The 16,692-nt window shown below is 65.2% G+C and carries 13 protein-coding genes; 6 read left to right on the top strand and 7 right to left on the bottom strand.

What is annotated here, in order from left to right; all coding sequences use genetic code 11:
* Window positions 1-2: 2 nt before the first annotated feature.
* From AAFG50_RS31065 to AAFG50_RS31050, 4 genes are all read right to left on the bottom strand, one after another.
* Window positions 3-2,012, bottom strand: a complete 2,010-nt coding sequence (locus AAFG50_RS31065) for an EAL domain-containing protein (protein WP_028174346.1) — start codon at window positions 2,010-2,012, stop codon at window positions 3-5.
* Between the two features lie 295 nt (window positions 2,013-2,307).
* Complete coding sequence (gene blaBJP / locus AAFG50_RS31060) at window positions 2,308-3,192, bottom strand: BJP family subclass B3 metallo-beta-lactamase (protein WP_028174347.1); 885 nt, start codon at window positions 3,190-3,192, stop codon at window positions 2,308-2,310.
* 168 nt (window positions 3,193-3,360) lie between these two features.
* Window positions 3,361-3,645, bottom strand: coding sequence for a TonB-dependent receptor plug domain-containing protein (locus tag AAFG50_RS31055; protein WP_028174348.1), 285 nt, complete (start codon window positions 3,643-3,645; stop codon window positions 3,361-3,363).
* A gap of 62 nt (window positions 3,646-3,707) precedes the next feature.
* Complete coding sequence (locus AAFG50_RS31050; RefSeq protein ID WP_028174349.1) at window positions 3,708-4,973, bottom strand: hypothetical protein; 1,266 nt, start codon at window positions 4,971-4,973, stop codon at window positions 3,708-3,710.
* Between the two features lie 297 nt (window positions 4,974-5,270).
* On the opposite strand from AAFG50_RS31050, the gene AAFG50_RS31045 reads away from it, so the two are divergent.
* Window positions 5,271-6,080 (top strand): extracellular solute-binding protein, encoded by an 810-nt coding sequence (locus AAFG50_RS31045; protein WP_028174350.1) that lies wholly within the window; start codon window positions 5,271-5,273, stop codon window positions 6,078-6,080.
* On the opposite strand, the gene AAFG50_RS31040 is transcribed toward AAFG50_RS31045, so the two are convergent.
* Together AAFG50_RS31040 and hisC are read right to left on the bottom strand one after the other, a co-directional pair.
* Window positions 6,054-6,752: an ABC transporter permease gene (locus AAFG50_RS31040; RefSeq protein WP_028174351.1), complete on the bottom strand. Its 699-nt coding sequence runs from the start codon at window positions 6,750-6,752 to the stop codon at window positions 6,054-6,056. The two genes, AAFG50_RS31045 and AAFG50_RS31040, sit on opposite strands and share 27 nt — an antisense overlap.
* A 128-nt stretch (window positions 6,753-6,880) precedes the next feature.
* Complete coding sequence (hisC, locus tag AAFG50_RS31035; protein WP_028174352.1) at window positions 6,881-7,933, bottom strand: histidinol-phosphate transaminase; 1,053 nt, start codon at window positions 7,931-7,933, stop codon at window positions 6,881-6,883.
* 227 nt (window positions 7,934-8,160) lie between these two features.
* Between hisC and AAFG50_RS31030 the strand changes: the two genes are divergently transcribed.
* From AAFG50_RS31030 to AAFG50_RS31010, 5 genes are all read left to right on the top strand, one after another.
* Window positions 8,161-9,639, top strand: coding sequence for an FAD-binding oxidoreductase (locus AAFG50_RS31030; RefSeq protein WP_028174353.1), 1,479 nt, complete (start codon window positions 8,161-8,163; stop codon window positions 9,637-9,639).
* Between the two features lie 264 nt (window positions 9,640-9,903).
* Complete coding sequence (locus tag AAFG50_RS31025) at window positions 9,904-10,755, top strand: 3-hydroxybutyryl-CoA dehydrogenase (protein WP_011088963.1); 852 nt, start codon at window positions 9,904-9,906, stop codon at window positions 10,753-10,755.
* Window positions 10,756-10,894: 139 nt separating this feature from the next.
* The gene (locus AAFG50_RS31020) at window positions 10,895-11,359 is read left to right on the top strand and encodes a group III truncated hemoglobin (RefSeq protein ID WP_011088962.1); all 465 of its coding nucleotides are present in this window, start codon (window positions 10,895-10,897) and stop codon (window positions 11,357-11,359) included.
* Window positions 11,360-11,604: 245 nt separating this feature from the next.
* Window positions 11,605-12,258 (top strand): Rieske (2Fe-2S) protein, encoded by a 654-nt coding sequence (locus AAFG50_RS31015; protein WP_011088961.1) that lies wholly within the window; start codon window positions 11,605-11,607, stop codon window positions 12,256-12,258.
* Between the two features lie 118 nt (window positions 12,259-12,376).
* The gene (locus AAFG50_RS31010; RefSeq protein ID WP_028174355.1) at window positions 12,377-14,104 is read left to right on the top strand and encodes a methanol/ethanol family PQQ-dependent dehydrogenase; all 1,728 of its coding nucleotides are present in this window, start codon (window positions 12,377-12,379) and stop codon (window positions 14,102-14,104) included.
* Between the two features lie 275 nt (window positions 14,105-14,379).
* Here AAFG50_RS31010 and AAFG50_RS31005 read toward each other — a convergent pair whose 3' ends face one another.
* Window positions 14,380-16,692, bottom strand: coding sequence for a molybdopterin cofactor-binding domain-containing protein (locus tag AAFG50_RS31005; protein WP_028174356.1), 2,313 nt, complete (start codon window positions 16,690-16,692; stop codon window positions 14,380-14,382).

Raw genomic sequence — 16,692 nt, 5'->3', positions numbered from 1 at the left:
CCTCAGGCCACGACCTTGGCCTCGGCGCCGTCGAGGCGTTGCCGCTCCTTCGCGAGGTACTCGCCGATTGCATCGCCCCGCATGGGCTTTGCAAAATAGTAGCCCTGGATGAAGTCGCATCCCAGGCGGCGCAGGCTGTCGAGCTGGGCGCGGGTCTCGACGCCCTCGACCACACAGGCGATTTCCATGTCGTCGCAGAGGCCCGTGAGCGACTTGATGATCTTGTGGCTGACGGGATTGTCGTTGATGTCGGCGACGAAGCTGCGGTCGACCTTGATCTTGTCGAGCGGCAGGCGGTGCACGTGGCTCAGCGAGGAATAGCCGGTGCCGAAATCGTCCAGCGAAATGCCGCAGCCCATTGCCTTCAATGCCGCGATCGACTGCTGCGCGCGCACGAAGTCGAAGGTGACGGCGGTCTCGGTGATCTCGAAATCGATCCGGTGTGGCGGCAGCCCGCTCGTCTCCACGATGGTGATCAGCGGCAGGATCCCTTCGGGTGAGCAGATGTCGTGGGCGGAGAGGTTGAACGACAGGCGGATGTGGTCGGGCCAGGTCCTGGCCGTCGCGAGTGCGCGGATCAGAAGCGCCTGCGTCAGCGGCCGGATCAGGCCGATGCGCTCGGCGGCCGGGATGAAGTCGGCCGGCGAAACCAGGCCGAGGCGGGAGCTGTGCCAGCGCGCCAGGACCTCGAAGCCGGTAGTGTGCTCGCTCATGGCGTCCACGATCGGCTGGAACACCAGGACCATCTCGGTGCTGAAATCGGCGGTGCGCAGCAGATTCTCGATGACGCCACGGCTGCGGATCTCGGCCTCGAGCTCGCTCGAGAAGATCACGGTGCGGCCGCGCAGATGGCGCTTGGCGTGATAGAGCGAATAGTCGGCGCATTCATAGAGCGCTTCCGCCGTCGTTGCCGACTGCGGGAACAATGCGAAGCCGATCGAGCAGGATAGACCGGTATGGGCGGTGTCGAGCTGGTAGGGAAGCTTGACCTGGTCGCCGATGCGTTCGCCGAGCCGCGTCAGATCCGCCTCCTCGGGGTCGCCGCACACGACAAGACCGAACTCGTCGCCGCCGAGCCGGGCGAACTCCACCCGCTGCGGGCCGAAGCCCTCGCAGACCTCGCGGATGCGCCGGCCCGCCTCGATCAAGACGCGGTCGCCGACGCTGTGGCCGTAATTGTCGTTGATCGGCTTGAAGCCGTCGAGGTCGATGATGCCAACCGCGACGCGAACATTCCTGCGCTCGGCATCGGTAAAGGCGCTCGACAGCTCGGCGAAGAAGCGGCGGCGATTCGGCAGCTCGGTGAGGGAATCGAGATTTGCGAGGCGGAAGTTCTCGTCCGAGAGCGCCTGGGTCGCCGCCTGCTGCGCCAGCAGCGACTTGCGGCTGGCGACGAGATCGGCGAAGTCGCGATAGTAGATGAACAGCACCGTCACCATCGCGCCGGAGACCAGCAGATTGTTGACCGCGATCGCCTTCAGCGTCGGCTCGCCGGTGGCCCAGAAGAACAGCACGTAGGGCACGTCGACGACCAGCGTCACGATCAGCGCCGCGGAGCGCAGATGCATCAGCGAGAAGATGCAGCCGATCACGGTCACCGCCATGTAGAAGGCGACCTGGCTCTTGGCGAAAGGATCGCCGTAAGGGTAGAGGGCGAAGGACCAGATGGTGAAGCCTGCGCCGATCGGCAATGTCATCCAGTTGGTGGCGCGCAGATTGCGCAGGATGTCGGCGTCGCTGCGCACGAGGTGACGCTGGCGCAGCCACCAGAAGGTGCGCAGGGCCGCAAGCACGGTCAGCACGCTCGGCACGATCATCGTCAACCAGTCCGGCGCCACGTTCACATATGTGTAGGCGACCGCGATCGTGTTGCTCATGAGAATGAAGTAGAGCAGCGGGACCTGCTTGGAGAAGGCGTCGAACTGCGCGCGCGTCAGGTCCGGGTTGTCCGCCGGTACGCGAAACAGCCGCATGGCGGCGGCGAAGTGAGACTTCAAATTGGCGACAGGCATTGAAATACGGGCCCCGGATCCCTTCAAAACGAGGGCGATCTTGCACAGCGGGGGTAAAGGGCGCGTTAGACGAGTTTCGTGCGGAAAGGCTAGCGCTGGTTGCACGCTGCCGCAGCCGTTCCGCTCGCGTGCGTTGGTGAGGTCGCGTTAACGATATGAGGCCATGGAAACGAGCAGTAACGAGTGCAAAGTACTGCAAGGCTGCGGCTACACTCTGCTAACTATGTGTGTCGCCGCAACCTGTTGCCGCACCTCTCCCCGCCCGAGGAGAGGTGGAAGGCAGCATCTGATGACGCTATTTCTTCTCCAGCGCCGCGGTCTGCTTGGCGAGCTGCTTGTCGAAATCCTCCGACAGGCTGGTCGCGTAGGTCACGAGCTCGCCCGGCTTGATGAACGGGTTCGGCGCGCCATCCTTCATCTCTGCGCGCTTGGCCTGCATGCCATAGACTTCCGGATGCGGCCCGAGCAGCACGTCGATCTTCATCGCCTTGGCCTTGGCGAAAGTCGCGCGGTAGTCGTCGACGATGCCGGCATAGGTCGGCTGGCCGACCAGCCGGTTCAGCGCCACCGTGCCGCTACAGAAGAACAGCACCTCGCGGTCCTCCTTGCCGTCCTTGACGGTCATCTCCCAGCTCGTGCAGCCCGGCGAGTGGCCGGGTGTTGGGTGTGCCGTCAGCGTGGTGTCTCCGAGCGTGACCCTGTCGCCTTCCTTCACCGCGCGATCGACTTTCACCGCGGGGAAGGCGAGATCCTCGTTTTTCTCGTCACCCGGATAGTAGCCGCCTTCGAGCAGTGGCTTGTCGCGCTCGCCGGCAACGAGCTGCGCGCCGGTCTCCTTCTTGATCTCGGCGAAGCCGCCGGTGTGGTCGAGATGCGCGTGCGTGTTGAGGATGAGCTTGATATCGGCAACCTTGAAGCCGAGCTTCGCAATATTGTCCTTGATCATGCCGGTTGACTGGGGCATCGCCGTGTCCATCAGGATCAGGCCCTGCGATGTCTTGATGACATAGACGGCAATGCCGTCGGTTCCGACATAGTAGATGTTGTCGATGAGCTGGAACGGCTCGAACGGCGCCGTCCATTTCTTCATGGCGACTGCCAGAAAATCCTTGATGGTTTGCGCCTGCGCGCCAGTCGAGAGCAGGGTCAGAGCACACAGCGCGGCCGTCAGCCTTCTCATAGTTTACCTCCCACAGTGTTCTTGGCGTTTTGGTCTGGCGCGGGCGTTGTGGCCCGAGCGGTGCGCAAGTTACGTCGTGGCTGGCGCTCGGGGCAACTGCCACGTGTCCGCAAAAATTCATGGGCCGTGCGGGAATATCGGTGCGTTTGGTGAAAGCTGAGCGCGAGCCTATCGCCCGATCGTCACGCCGGCGGTCGAGCGCATTGCGTCCCGCAGGCTCGTCGCCTTCATGTCGTCGAGGACCTGCCGCGTGAGCACGGTGGTCTGGCCGGGCGTATTGAGGATCGTCTCGCCACGCGAGGACGAGAGCCGGTCGGCTTTGTAGGGCGCCGCGGGATCGACGGCGGGTGCCGTTGCCGGAACGTGGCGCGGCCGCTTACTGGACGCCGCCAATGCTCCTTGCGAGATGCAGAGGGCGACGATCACGATCAATCGCAACGATGCCGCGGGCATGCGATCTCCCATATCCGGGGCGTCAGCCTAGCATATGGCGAGTATCCCCGCAGGGAAAAGGATCAGGCGAGAGCGGCCTGGCGTTCCCGCACCGGCTCGCGGACCCGGTCTGGCTTCCCTGGCTCGGCGAGCCGGGTAAAGCTGCGATGGCTAGCCTGTGCGGGCGCCTCGACGATGACGCCCTCGCAAACGATCTGCCCGCCCAGCATCCTGAACTCGAGCTTGTCGTAGCGCGGCATCGTCTCGCCGGGCGCGGGCGGCAGCAGCTCGACCCGGCCCTGGATGTTCAGCGTGGCATCGCCGGTGCCTTGAAGCCGCGGATTCCACATCCTGATCCCGGTCTCCGCCCAGCGCTGCCGGATCAGCGCCGCGCGATCGACGGGTTCCGTCGCCTTTGCGCGAACTTTCGGCGCGCTGCGGATCTCCGGTGCGGGAGACGCAAGGATCGGCTCCGGCGCGATGTCCGCGTCGACCCCGGAGGTGTCGGCAGAAGTGTCCTCCGTGGCGACCGCTGTGACCGGTGCGGGATCGCTTGCGGGGGCCGGCTCGATCTCCATGATGACGTCGGCGGTTAACCCGCTGTCGACGCTGACGGCTGGGATATCAGCCGCAGAGACCTCGATCTCGACAAGAGCGACAGGCGGGTCGTCCACGACGGCCGGCTCAACATCCACGAGGACGCTAGGAGGTGGCTCGTGGCTGACGACGACGTCGAGGGTAGCAGCCGGAGCGATTTCAACGTCGACGGACGAAACCGGTGCCGCCTCGGCGACGACGGGCTCAACGCCGGCCGAGAGTTCGCGAGATGGACTGCCACTGACGATGAGTTCGGGAATGTCGACCGGCGCGCTATCGACGTCGACGGACGGGACCGAGGCCTCTTCGGCGCCGACCGGCTCGACGTCCGTCCTGAGTTCCGCAGGTGCGGCCTCGCTGACGATGAGTTCGGGAACATCAACGGGCCCGGTCTCCTCGTCGACAGACGAGATCGAAGCCCCCTCCACGACGACCGCGTTGACCTCCGTCGGCGTCTCCGGGGGTGAACCGTCGCTGTCGCTGGTATCAGTTTGCACCGTCGGCGGACTCTCCGCGATGACAGAGATCGCGGTGTCGTCCTCGGCGACCGGATCCGCAACCGCGGTGCCCGGGTCGCTGAGCGTTGGATCGGCGCTGATGCTGATGTCGGGAGTGCGTGCGGCCTCTGCAACGTCGACGACGATGGCAGGCGAATCGTCCGTGGCGATCGGCGCGGCGTCAATGCTGCCGCCGTGCGGCAAGGGCCGAAGCCTCGTAAACGCCCATTTCACCGCAGGGATGCGGCGCAGCAACGATATCAGTCTCGAAAGCACAGGGAGTTGTCCAAGAGGTACTCGGCGTGAAGCAATCGCTGATTCGCCAGCAATATGGAAAACTGCCCCGGCCGCCACACCGATGTCAATCTGGGTAGGACCAATTGCAGAACATCCGCACACCATCGCGCGAGAAGCTGCGGTCGCAATGACACCGCATTATCGCCGTTCGCCATTGTGACTCCAACCACAGTGCAACCGCGCCGCCGAACGTCGGGCTTCCCTGCGTCATCCTCCCCGCGTAGTTTGAGATGTCTGGGGAGCGAGGACGTCACAATGAGGAAGCTTGCCGCCATCGCAGCGGTTCTGGTCTGGTCAACATGCGCATTTGCGCAGGATCGCACCATCATCGTGGCCTCGACGACATCGACGGAACAGTCGGGCCTGTTCGCCTATTTGCTGCCGCTGTTCTCGAAGGCCGAGGGCATCAACGTGAAGGTCGTAGCCGTCGGCACCGGCCAGGCGCTGGATATCGGGCGGAGAGGCGATGCCGACGTGGTGTTCGTCCATGACAGGCCCGCCGAAGACCAGTTCATGTCCGAAGGGCAGGGCGTGAAGCGTTTCGACGTCATGTACAACGACTTCGTCATCGTCGGGCCGAAGAGCGATCCGGCGCGGATTGGCGGCGGCAAGGACGTCGCTGACGCGCTGCGCAAGATCGCGGCGGCGAAGGCGCCGTTTATCTCGCGCGGCGACAAGTCCGGCACGCACGCAGCCGAGCTGAGATTGTGGAAAGAGGCAGGCGTCGATCTCAGTGCCGGCAAGGACAGTTGGTATCGCGAGATCGGTCAGGGCATGGGGCCGGCGCTGAACATGGCCTCGTCCTCGAACGCCTATCTTCTGTCGGATCGTGGCACCTGGCTGTCGTTCAGGAACCGCGGCGAGCTCGCCGTCCTGACCGAGGGCGACAAGCGGCTCTTCAACCAGTACGGCGTCATGCTCGTGAATCCGGCAAAGCATTCCAACGTGAAGGCGCAGGATGGGCAGGCCTTCATCGACTGGCTGGTTTCCCCGAAGGGACAGCAGGCGATTGCCGGCTACAAGGTCGGCGGCGAGCAGCTATTTTTCCCCAACGCGTCCAACTAGCAGGAAAGCGACGGTCGACACCGCCACACTGAGCGCGAGCAGGATCAGCCCGAGCCCCAGTGCCAGCGGCAGGTCGCCCTTGCTGGTTTCCAGCGCGATGGCGGTCGTCATCGTGCGCGTGAAGCCGCGGATGTTGCCGCCGACGACGATGATGGCGCCGACCTCGGCGATGGCGCGCCCGAAGGCCGCGAGAAAGGCCGTCAGCAGCGAAGTCCGTCCCAGCGCGAACAGGAGCCCCATGCTGCGCAGGACCGACAGCCCGTCGATCCGCGCCAGATCGCCATACTCCGCCCAGAGCAGGCTCGCCGGCCTGTGCACCAGCGCCACCACGATCGGTGTCGCGAGCAGCGTCTGCGCGATCACCATGGCCGCCGGCGTGAACAGCAGGCCGGCCGCTCCGAGCGGGCCGGACCGTGACAGCAGCAGATAGAGCGCGAGCCCGACCACGACCGGCGGCAGGCCGAGCAGCGCATTGGTCAGCACGATGATGACCTGACGTCCGCGAAAACGGGCGATCGCGAGCAAGGCGCCGAACGGTGCGCCGATCAGGAGCGCGACGATGCTCGCGGTCAGGCTGACGCGCACCGACAAGGCGACGATGCCCACAAGCTCGGAATCGGCCTCGCCGACCAGCGCGAAGGCGGCACCAACGGATCGTGCGAAGTCGTTCATCCGCGCCTGAACTTCAATGTTCGGGCGGCCTCCGGGGCGTCGATGTCGAGGCGGCAAAGGCGCGTCACAGACTGGTCCCTGCAACTTCCATTGTGGTGAGCAAGCGGCGGGCCGCCGCATGCCCTCAACTAGATCAACTCGCGCAGCACTTCAATCAGCCGGCCGCACTGCTCATCCGTTCCGACCGTGATGCGCAGGAAGTCCTCGATGCGCGGCTTCTTGAAATGGCGGACCAGCACGCCGCGTTGGCGAAGGACGGCCGCGAGATCGGCACCGCTCCGGCGCCGATGACGCGCGAACACGAAGTTCGCAAGCGACGGCAGCACCTCGAAGCCGAGTTGCGCGAGATCGCGCGTGAGCACGTCGCGGCTCGCGATGATGCGGGTGCGGCTCTCGAGGAACCATGCCTCGTCCTCGATCGCAGCGACGGCGCCGGCGATGGCGAGGCAATCGACGGGATAGGAGTTGAAGCTGTCCTTCACGCGCTCCAGCGCCTCGATCAGCGGCCGCTGGCCGATGGCAAATCCGACCCGCAAGCCTGCGAGCGCGCGCGACTTCGAGAAGGTCTGGATGACGAGCAGATTGTCGTGGTGCGCAACGAGCGGCACGGCGCTCTCGGCGCCGAAATCGACATAGGCCTCGTCCACCACCACCAGCCGGTCCGGGTTTTCGGCGAGCAGTGCCGCGACCGCGTCGCGCGGAAGGGCGATGCCGGTGGGCGCGTTCGGATTGCAGAGAAGAATGGCGCTCGACGGCCGCCTGTAGTCGGCGATCTCGATCCGCATCGCGGCATCGAGCGGCACCTCCTCGTGAGCGACGCCATAGAGGCGGCAATAGACCGGGTAGAAGCTGTAGGTGACGTCGGGAAACAGAAGCGGCCTGTCGTGCTTCAGAAGGGCCGGGAAGGTGTGGGCCAGAACCTCGTCGGAGCCGTTGCCGACGAACACCTGCTCGGCCGCAACATCGCAATACGCCGCGATCGCCTCGCGCAGGCGCGTGGCGCGCGGATCTGGATAAAGGCGCAGCCGCTCCCCAGCCGACGCGATCGCCGCCAGCACGCGCGGCGAGGGCGGATAGGGATTCTCGTTGGTATTGAGCTTGACGACGCCATCCTGCTTGGGCTGCTCGCCCGGGACGTAGGGCGACAGCGTGTGGACGACGGGACTCCAGAAGCGGCTCATGATCTCCAATCCAGGTTGATCTTGGCACAGTAAGGCACGCCGGGCGTCGACGGAAGTGCGCTTCCCGTTCAGCAGCCGAGGCAGGTTTGCGCAAGCGTCGCAGCCGGGGACGTTCCCGCGAGCGTTACCTTCGTGCTAGGCTCATCGCGCAAACGTCCAGAATTGAGAACGACAACGAAGGCCGGCGCGCCCCAGGCTGCGCAGAAGAGCCGCAAAGCGAGGAACACATGCCGGGCGCAGCCCTTCTCACCGCTCCCTCCATTCCGACTGCGCCCGTGACGCCAGCCATTCTCGACCGCTTGCGAGCCATCGTGGGCGACAAGGGCCTGATCCTGGACGAGCAGGACAAGCGCCCGTTCGTGACCGATTGGCGCGGCGAGCTGACAGGGCAGGCCGCGGCGGTCGTGCGTCCGGCCAATACCGCGGAAGTCTCCGCTGTCGTCAAGCTCTGCTACGACAACGGCATTGCCATCGTGCCGCAGGGCGGCAACACCGGCCTGATGGGTGGTGCCACGCCGTGGCCGGCGCACCGCGGCATCGTGCTGTCGCTCGGTCGCATGAACCATGTGCTGAATGTCGATCCCGTCGGCTACGCCATGACGGTGGAGGCGGGCTGCATCCTCCAGACGCTCCAGGACACGGCCGCGCGCCACGACCGCTTCTTTCCGCTCAGCCTCGGTGCCCAGGGCTCGTGCATGATCGGCGGTAATCTCTCCACCAACGCCGGCGGCGTGCAGGTGCTGCGTTACGGCAATGCGCGAAATCTGGTGCTGGGTCTCGAGGTCGTGCTGGCCAACGGCGATGTCTGGGACGGGCTGCGCGCACTCAAGAAGGACAACACCGGCTATGACCTCAAGCATCTGTTCATGGGTGCCGAGGGGACGCTCGGCATCATCACCAAGGCGGTGCTGAAGCTCTGGCCCGCGCCGAAGGACGTGTGCACGGCATGGCTCGCGATCCGCGATCCCAGGGCGGCGATCGAGCTCCTGTCGGAGGCGCATGCCGCGTCCGACGACAATGTCGGCTCCTGCGAGCTCATGAGCCGCGCCTGCACCGACATGGTGCTGCGCCATATTCCCGGCACCCAGGACCCTCTCAAGGCCGAGACCGAATGGTATCTCCTTCTCGAATGGTCGTCGGCCCGGCCGCGGCAGGACGGCGGCACGGGCATGCCGGACCGGATGGAGCAGTTCTTGGCCGATCAGCTCGAGGCGGGCCGGGTGCTCGATGCGGTGATCGCGCAAACCGAAGCGCAGTCGCGCAACATGTGGCGCATTCGCGAGAGTGTGGCCGAGGCATCGCGCGCCGAGGGGCCGGGCCTCAGCTACGACGTGTCGGTCGCAATCTCGCGGATTCCCGAGTTCATCGACAGGGGTCTCAAGGCCGTGCTCGAGATCCTGCCGACGATCCGCCCCTATCCGCTCGGGCACATCGGCGACGGCAATGTGCACTTCTCCTTCATGGGCCCGAAGGGCATGGATCGCGAGACGCTCAACCAGTGCTCTGCGGCGATCACGCGGGTCGTCAACGACCTGATCACGTCCATGGCCGGCTCGATCTCGGCCGAGCACGGCATCGGCATCGAGAAGCTCGACGAGCTCCAACACTATCGTTCCAGGACCGAGCTCGACATCATGCGCACGATCAAGCGGGCGCTCGACCCCAAGAACATCATGAATCCGGGCAAGGTGCTCCGTCTCGGATGAGGCGACTGACGCCGCAGGTTGCCTCCGCTGATCGATCCGGTCCTGACCGCAGCCTGGACGGGCGCATGCGCCGCATGGCGCGGGCCAAACGGGCCCGAGGCCTCCAAATCATGCCCTTTTGCGGCTTTATTCCCGCGATGGATGCTTTAAGGAAGGGGCAGGATCAGGTCGCGCCTCCCCCGCGGCGGTGCTAGACCCTGATGCAGGAACAATGGGGCCGCGCCGCTACCGGCACGCCCGCAAGGATGAGAAGGATGTGACGCAATGATCCAAACCGTTGGCATCATCGGGGCAGGGACCATGGGGAACGGCATCGCGCAAATCTGCGCAGCGGCCGGGCTCTCGGTCGTGATGGTCGACATTTCCGATGCGGCGGTGAACCGCGGGCTTTCGACCGTCGGCGGCAGCCTCGAGCGCCTGGTCAAGAAGGAGAAGATGTCGGCGGCCGACCGCGAGGCGACGCTCAAGCGCATCACCGGCACCACCGATCGGGCGAAGCTGGCCGATTGCGACCTGGTGATCGAGGCCGCCACCGAGAACGAGGAGCTCAAGGTCAAGATCCTGAAGGACCTCTGTGCGACGCTGTCGCCGCGCACGCTCGTTGCAACCAATACCTCGTCGATCTCGATCACGAAACTTGCCGCCGCAACCGATCGCCCCGACCGCTTCATCGGCATGCACTTCTTCAATCCTGTGCCGGTGATGGCGCTGCTCGAGCTCATCCGCGGCCTGCAGACCTCCGACGACACCCACGCCAAGGCGCTCGATTTCGCCCAGCGCGTCGGCAAGGTGGCGATCACGGCCAAGAACAGTCCGGGCTTCGCGGTCAACCGCATCCTCTGCCCGATGATCAACGAGGCGATCTTCGCCCTCCAGGAGGGGATCGCGACGGCGGAAGAGATCGACGCCGGGATGAAGCTCGGCTGCAACCATCCGATCGGGCCGCTGGCGCTCGCCGATCTCGTCGGGCTCGACACCATGTTGTCGGTGATGGAGGTCTTTTACAAAGGTTTCAACGACCCCAAATACCGTCCGGCCCCCTTGCTGAAGGAAATGGTCGATGCCGGCCATCTCGGCCGCAAGACCGGGCAGGGTTTCTACACTTACGGCGCCTGATGACAGGCGTAGGCGGCGGGGCCTTCGAGCCTCGCCGCCCGTCCCGCAATTTGCGCTGCGACAAAGACGCCGCGCGCAATTGGCCCGACAATGTCGAACGGGCGGCCCGCGGGAACAACGGAACGGATAACAAAGGACAATGTCGGATCGACTGAAGGCCGAGCGTGAGGCGGCAGCCGCGCGCCGGAACCTGCTGACCCAGGATGCGATCGAGCGCACCGGGATCACCGAAGAGATGATCGCGGAACTCGTCACCCGCTTTTACGGCCGCGTGCGCGAGGACGCGCTGCTGGGGCCGGTGTTCGCGGTCGTGCAGAATTGGGACGAGCATCTCGCCAAGCTCGGAGACTTCTGGTCGTCAGTCGTGCTGATGAGCGGCCGCTATCATGGCTCGCCGATGCGTGCGCATCTGCCGCTCGGCCTTGTCGGTGATCATTTCGACCGCTGGCTCGATCTGTTCGAACAGACCGCGCGCGACGTCTGTCCGCCCGCGGCGGCTGCGCTCTTCATCGACAAGGCACGGCGCATCGCCGACAGTTTTGAAATGGCGTCGGCAACCGTCGCAGGCCGCATCGCTTCGCCGCGTCACGTGCTCAGATCGTGAAACACAAATGCCTGCCTGAGAAACGTGCAGCTCACATCGCGCGATGGCGCGTTGCACCAATTCCAACATCATCGGTCTGATCTGCAAAATCATCATGCCGCTCGCGTGGTGCGACGTAGAACTGGTAAAAATACGTTTGAACGCGTTCACTCTCGTTCAATCAAAGCGAGCAGAGCCATATTGATGCACTGCGGCGCCAATTCTTCGCCTTTTTTTCGGCAGAGTTCCAGCGCCTGCTAGCGGGCATGTCGCGCGCATCGTTCAACATCAATTCCTCATCTTCCGAGAACCCTGCGGAACCTGAAGTTGACGCGGGCGCAGAGCAGACGCGGCGAACGCTGCTGCTGGGTGCGCTCGCCACCACCGCCTGCCTCGGCTGTTCCGCATCGGCGCGCGCAGGCGAGGATCCGCCCGGCTCCGACGAACGACCGCAGAAGGGCGATGTGCTCGTCTTCTCCGAAGGTGACCAGGAGGGAAAGCTGATCACGGCGGCCGACCTGCAGGCCGGCGGGCCGCCGGTGCATGCCTGGCCGAAGGATCCCAAGACCTCGGTCGTGCGCAGCGCCTCGCGGCTCAACGAGATCCTGGTCATCCGGCTCGATCCCGCCGAGCTCGACGAGCAGACCCGCGCGCGCGCCGTCGACGGCATCATCGCCTATTCGGCGATATGCGCCCATGCCGGTTGTCCCGTCACCGCCTGGGTGAAGAGCGACGTCGGCGACAAGGAGGTGCTCAAGTGCATGTGCCACAACTCCGAATACGATCCTCGCGCGGGCGCGCAGGTCGTGTTCGGGCCGGCACCGCGACGGCTCGCGGCGCTGCCACTGGCGTTCGCTGAAGGTTCGCTCAGCGTCGCCGGAAACTTCATCGGAAAGGTAGGTGGCGCGCAGCCAGGATGATGGACGGTCGCGGGTTGTGCCCGCGTCACGAGAGGCCGCATCCGCCGACGGGCGGACGACGGGACGAACGAAAAGAATTCAACACAAGAATTCAAACGGATGAAAAAGGGGAACGTCCATGACCAGGAAGCAATGGTTTCTGTCCGGCTTCGTCGCCTTCACCTGTCTTGCCTCGACCGCCGCCGGTGCCGGCCCGATCGAGAATTATTCGCCGGTCACCGCGCAGCGCCTGGAGAATCCGGAACCGAGCAACTGGATGCTCTATCGGCGCACTTATGACGGGCAGGGCTACAGCCCGCTCGACCAGATCAACACCTCGAACGTAAAGGGTCTCACGCCGGTCTGGACGTTTGCAACAGGCGTCGTCGAAGGCCACGAGGCGCCGCCGATCATCAACAATGGCGTGATGTTCGTGGCGACCCCGATGGGGCAGGTGATCGCGCTGAACGCGAAAACCGGCGACGAGTACTGGCGCTACAAGCGGCAGCTCCCCGACGATCTGTTCCAGCTGCATCCGACCAGCCGCGGCGTCGGCCTGTGGGAGGACAAGCTCTATCTCGCCACCACCGACGATCATGTCGTCGCGCTCGACGCCAAGACCGGCAAGGTGGTGTGGGACACCAAGGTGCAGGACTACAAGAAGGGCCAGTACATGACCCTGATGCCGCTGATCGTCGACGGCAAGGTCATCGTCGGCGGCTCCGGCGGCGAGTTCGGCGTGCGCGGCTATGTCGCCGCCTATGACGCCAAGGACGGCAAGGAGCTGTGGCGGACCTACACCATTCCCGGCGAAGGCGAGCCCGGTCACGACACCTGGCAGGGCGATGACTGGAAGAACGGCGGCGGCTCGGCCTGGATGACCGGCAATTACGACAAGGACACCAAGACGATCTATTGGGGCGTCGGCAACGCGGCGCCGTGGCCGGGCGAGACCCATCCCGGCGACAATCTCTACACCTCGTCGGTGCTCGCGCTCGATCCGAACAACGGCAAGATCAAGACCTATCACCAGTACCACCAGAACGACTCCTGGGACTGGGACGAGGTCGAAGCGCCGATGCTGATCGACCTGCAACGCGATGGCCGCAGCATCAAGAGCCTGGTCCATCCGGGGCGCGATGCGATCTTCTGGGTGCTCGAGCGCACGCCGACCAAGATCAACTACGTGGCAGGCTGGCCGTTCGTCTCCACCGACGTCTGGAAGGGCATCGATGCCGAAACCGGCAAGCCAATCGTCGATCCCGCGCACAAGCCGGTGATTGGCAAGCGCGTGGAGTTCTGTCCCTCTCTATGGGGCGGCAAGGACTGGCCGTCGGCGGCCTACAGCCAGAAGACGGGCCTGGTTTACGTGCCCGCCAACGAGAATTTCTGCGGCGGATTCACCGGCGAGAAGGTCGCACTCAAGCCGGGCGAGCTCTGGCTCGGCACCAAGCCGGAAGACATCGGGCTGAAGACCAAGCCGGGCGCGGATCATTTTGGCGAGCTCCAGGCCTGGGATCCCGTCACCGGCAAGAAGGTGTGGCAGCACAACTTCCCGAAGTCGCAGCTGTTCGGCTCGGTGACGGCGACCGCGGGCGATCTCATCTTTGCCGGCGGCACCAACGACCGCAACTTCCGCGCCTTCAACGCCAAGACCGGCGAGCTGTTGTGGGAGCAGAAGACCAACTCCGGCATCATGGGCATGCCGGTGTCGTATGAGATCGACGGCACGCAATACATCGCGATCCAGTCGGGATGGGGTGTGGACGCGCAGCGGATCCAGGATGCGCTGGTGACCAACAACATCGGCATCGAGGCCAATGTGCCGCAGGGCGGCGTGATCTGGGTGTTCGCGCTGAAGAAATAGCTCCGCGGGCGGATCGAAAGAGGCGGAGCAGCAAGGGGGGTGGCGAATGCGGCGGACGGAAACGTCCGCCGCATTTTGTGTGTGTGTCGAGAGTGCTGTCTTCCCTTCTCCCCTTGTGTGGGAGAAGGTGGCGCGAAGCGCCGGATGAGGGGTCTCTATCCGCGGAGACAAACCCCTCACCCGAGCGAGATCGTAGCAACCGGCGTCGCTGCCCTCTCCCACAGGGGGAGAGGGCACATCGGTTGATGGAGACGGCGCGAGGCCGCGTGCGTTCCTTACGCCTCCAACTGCTTGCCGATCGGCAAGCTCCGGATGCGTTTTCCGGTCGCGGCGAAGATGGCATTCATCAGCGCCGGCGCGAACGGCGGAACGCCGGGCTCGCCGACGCCGCTCGGCGGCGTGCCCGGCGCGGGCGGCACGATGTGGACGTTGGTCACCATGGGAGACTCGTCGATCCTGACGACCTGGAAGTCGTCAAAGTTCTTCTGCTGCACCTTGCCGTCCTTGAAGGTGATCTCGCCATATTTGGCGAGGCTGAGACCCATGATCGCCGCGCCCTCGATCTGCGAGGCGATGCGCTCGGGGTTGACGTAGGTGCCGCAGTCGATCGCGGTGTCGACACGCGGCACCGTCAGCTTGCCCTTGTCGTCGACGGCCACCTCGACGATGGTCGCGATGTAGCTGACGAAGCTGCGGTGTACTGCGATGCCGAGACCGTGGCCCTTCGGCACCTGACGGCCCCATTCGCCCTTCTCGGCCACCAGCTCGACCACCTTGCGCAGGCGCGCGGTGTCGATCGGGTAGCTGTCCTGCGGCTCGCCGTAGTTCCACATGTCCTTCACCGCGGGCTTGACGATCCGCGGGCTGCCGATCAGCGCGAGCAGCGTCTCCTTCTGGTCGCGGCCGGTCGCGTTCGCGATCTCGCCGACCATCGACTGCACCGCGAAGGCGCGCGGGATGTTCGAGACCGAGCGGAACCAGCCGATGCGGGTGAACGCCGCAGCCTCCGGGTTCTCGCAGGAGATGTTGGCGATCTCGAACGGCATGTCGACGAGGCCCATGCCGAGCTCGAAGGGCGCCTGATGCACCGTGCCGGCCGCAAAGGTCGAGGCGATGCTGGGCGCCACGCTGCGGTGGCGCCAGGCGATCACCTTGCCGCTCTTGTCGAGGCCGGCCTCGATCCGCTCGACCGAGACGGTGTGCAGGAAGCCGTTGTGGATGTCGTCCTCCCGCGTCCACTGCACCTTCACCGGCGCGCCCAGCTCCTTCGACAGCAGCGCGGCTTCGAGCGCATAGTCGCATTTCGACTTGCGGCCGAAACCGCCGCCGAGCAGGGTGACGTTGACGGTGACGTTCGCTTCCGGAATGCCGAGCGTCTTGGCGACGTCCTCGCGGGTGCCGCCCGGGCTCTGCACCGGCGCCCAGATCTCGGCCTTGTCGCCCTTGACGTCGGCGACCGCCACCGGCGGTTCCATGGCGACATGGGCGAGATGCGGGACGTAGTACTCGCCGACGATCACCTTGTCGGCGCCCTTCAGGGCGGCGTCCGCATCGCCCTCCTTGCGCACGACGAGGCCGGGCTTGCGCGAGGCCTCCTCGAGCTCCTTGCGGTAGGCGACGGAGTCGTATTTGCCGTTGGCGCCGTCGTCCCAGACCAGTTTCAGCGCATCGCGGCCCTTGATCGCCGCGCCGGTATTGCGCGCGATCACCGCGACGCCGCCGAGCGGCTGGAACTTCGACGGCCACGGCCAGCCGCGCACCTGCATCACCTTCTCGACGCCGGGCACCTTCAACGCCTCGTTCGGATCGAACGAGGCGAGCTTGCCGCCGGTCACCGGCGGGCGCGCGATCACGGCATATTTCATGCCGGGAAGGCGCACGTCCGCACCGTAGCGCGCCTTGCCAGTGGTGATGTCGTGAAGATCGACGATGCCGATCTGGCCCTTGGTCAGATAGCGGAAGTCCTTGGGGTCCTTCAGCTTGAGGCCTTCGACGCTCGGCACCGATTCCTTGGCGGCGTCGGCCGCGAGTTCGCCGAAGCCGAGCTTGCGCCCGCTGCCGCTATGGACGACCTCGTGATTGACCGCCTTGACCTCCGTTGCCGGAACGCCCCAGCGCTTGGCGGCGGCCTGTTCCAGCATGGTGCGGGCGGCGGCGCCGATCTGGCGCATCGGGATGAGGTAATGCCGCGTGCTGCGCGAGCCGTCGGTGTCCTGGTTGCCGAACTTGACCTCGTCGCCATGGGCCTGCTGCACCTTGACCCTGGACCAGTCGGCCTCCATCTCCTCGGCCACGATCAGCGGCAGGCTGGTGCGCACGCCGGTGCCCATCTCGGAGCGGTGGGCGACGATGCTGACGATGCCGTCGGGCGCGACCGCGACGAACACGCGCGGATCGACCACGACGCCATGCGGCATTTTTCCGGCGCCGGTCTCATAGGCAAATGCCTGGCGGGACATCACGGGCGCGGCAAGCACGAAGCCGCCGGTGACGCCGAGCCCCTTCAGGATGCTGCGGCGCGAGACCTTCTCGACACGGATGTTCTTTTCGAAGCTGTGAAGCTTCCGGGGATTGTCGATGAAATTCAT

It is taken from the genome of Bradyrhizobium sp. B039 (assembly GCF_038965675.1).
GTDB classification, from domain to species: Bacteria; Pseudomonadota; Alphaproteobacteria; order Rhizobiales; family Xanthobacteraceae; genus Bradyrhizobium; species Bradyrhizobium diazoefficiens.
This window is presented reverse-complemented; position numbering and strand designations above follow the sequence as displayed.

Coding starts and splice junctions, on each gene's coding strand:
- AAFG50_RS31065 (WP_028174346.1), bottom strand. CDS start 2,012: ATGCCTGTCGCCAATTTGAAGTCTCACTTCGCCGCCGCCATGCGGCTG.
- blaBJP (WP_028174347.1), bottom strand. CDS start 3,192: ATGAGAAGGCTGACGGCCGCGCTGTGTGCTCTGACCCTGCTCTCGACT.
- AAFG50_RS31055 (WP_028174348.1), bottom strand. CDS start 3,645: ATGCCCGCGGCATCGTTGCGATTGATCGTGATCGTCGCCCTCTGCATC.
- AAFG50_RS31045 (WP_028174350.1), top strand. CDS start 5,271: ATGAGGAAGCTTGCCGCCATCGCAGCGGTTCTGGTCTGGTCAACATGC.
- AAFG50_RS31040 (WP_028174351.1), bottom strand. CDS start 6,752: ATGAACGACTTCGCACGATCCGTTGGTGCCGCCTTCGCGCTGGTCGGC.
- hisC (WP_028174352.1), bottom strand. CDS start 7,933: ATGAGCCGCTTCTGGAGTCCCGTCGTCCACACGCTGTCGCCCTACGTC.
- AAFG50_RS31030 (WP_028174353.1), top strand. CDS start 8,161: ATGCCGGGCGCAGCCCTTCTCACCGCTCCCTCCATTCCGACTGCGCCC.
- AAFG50_RS31025 (WP_011088963.1), top strand. CDS start 9,904: ATGATCCAAACCGTTGGCATCATCGGGGCAGGGACCATGGGGAACGGC.
- AAFG50_RS31020 (WP_011088962.1), top strand. CDS start 10,895: ATGTCGGATCGACTGAAGGCCGAGCGTGAGGCGGCAGCCGCGCGCCGG.
- AAFG50_RS31015 (WP_011088961.1), top strand. CDS start 11,605: ATGTCGCGCGCATCGTTCAACATCAATTCCTCATCTTCCGAGAACCCT.
- AAFG50_RS31010 (WP_028174355.1), top strand. CDS start 12,377: ATGACCAGGAAGCAATGGTTTCTGTCCGGCTTCGTCGCCTTCACCTGT.
- AAFG50_RS31005 (WP_028174356.1), bottom strand. CDS start 16,692: ATGAATTTCATCGACAATCCCCGGAAGCTTCACAGCTTCGAAAAGAAC.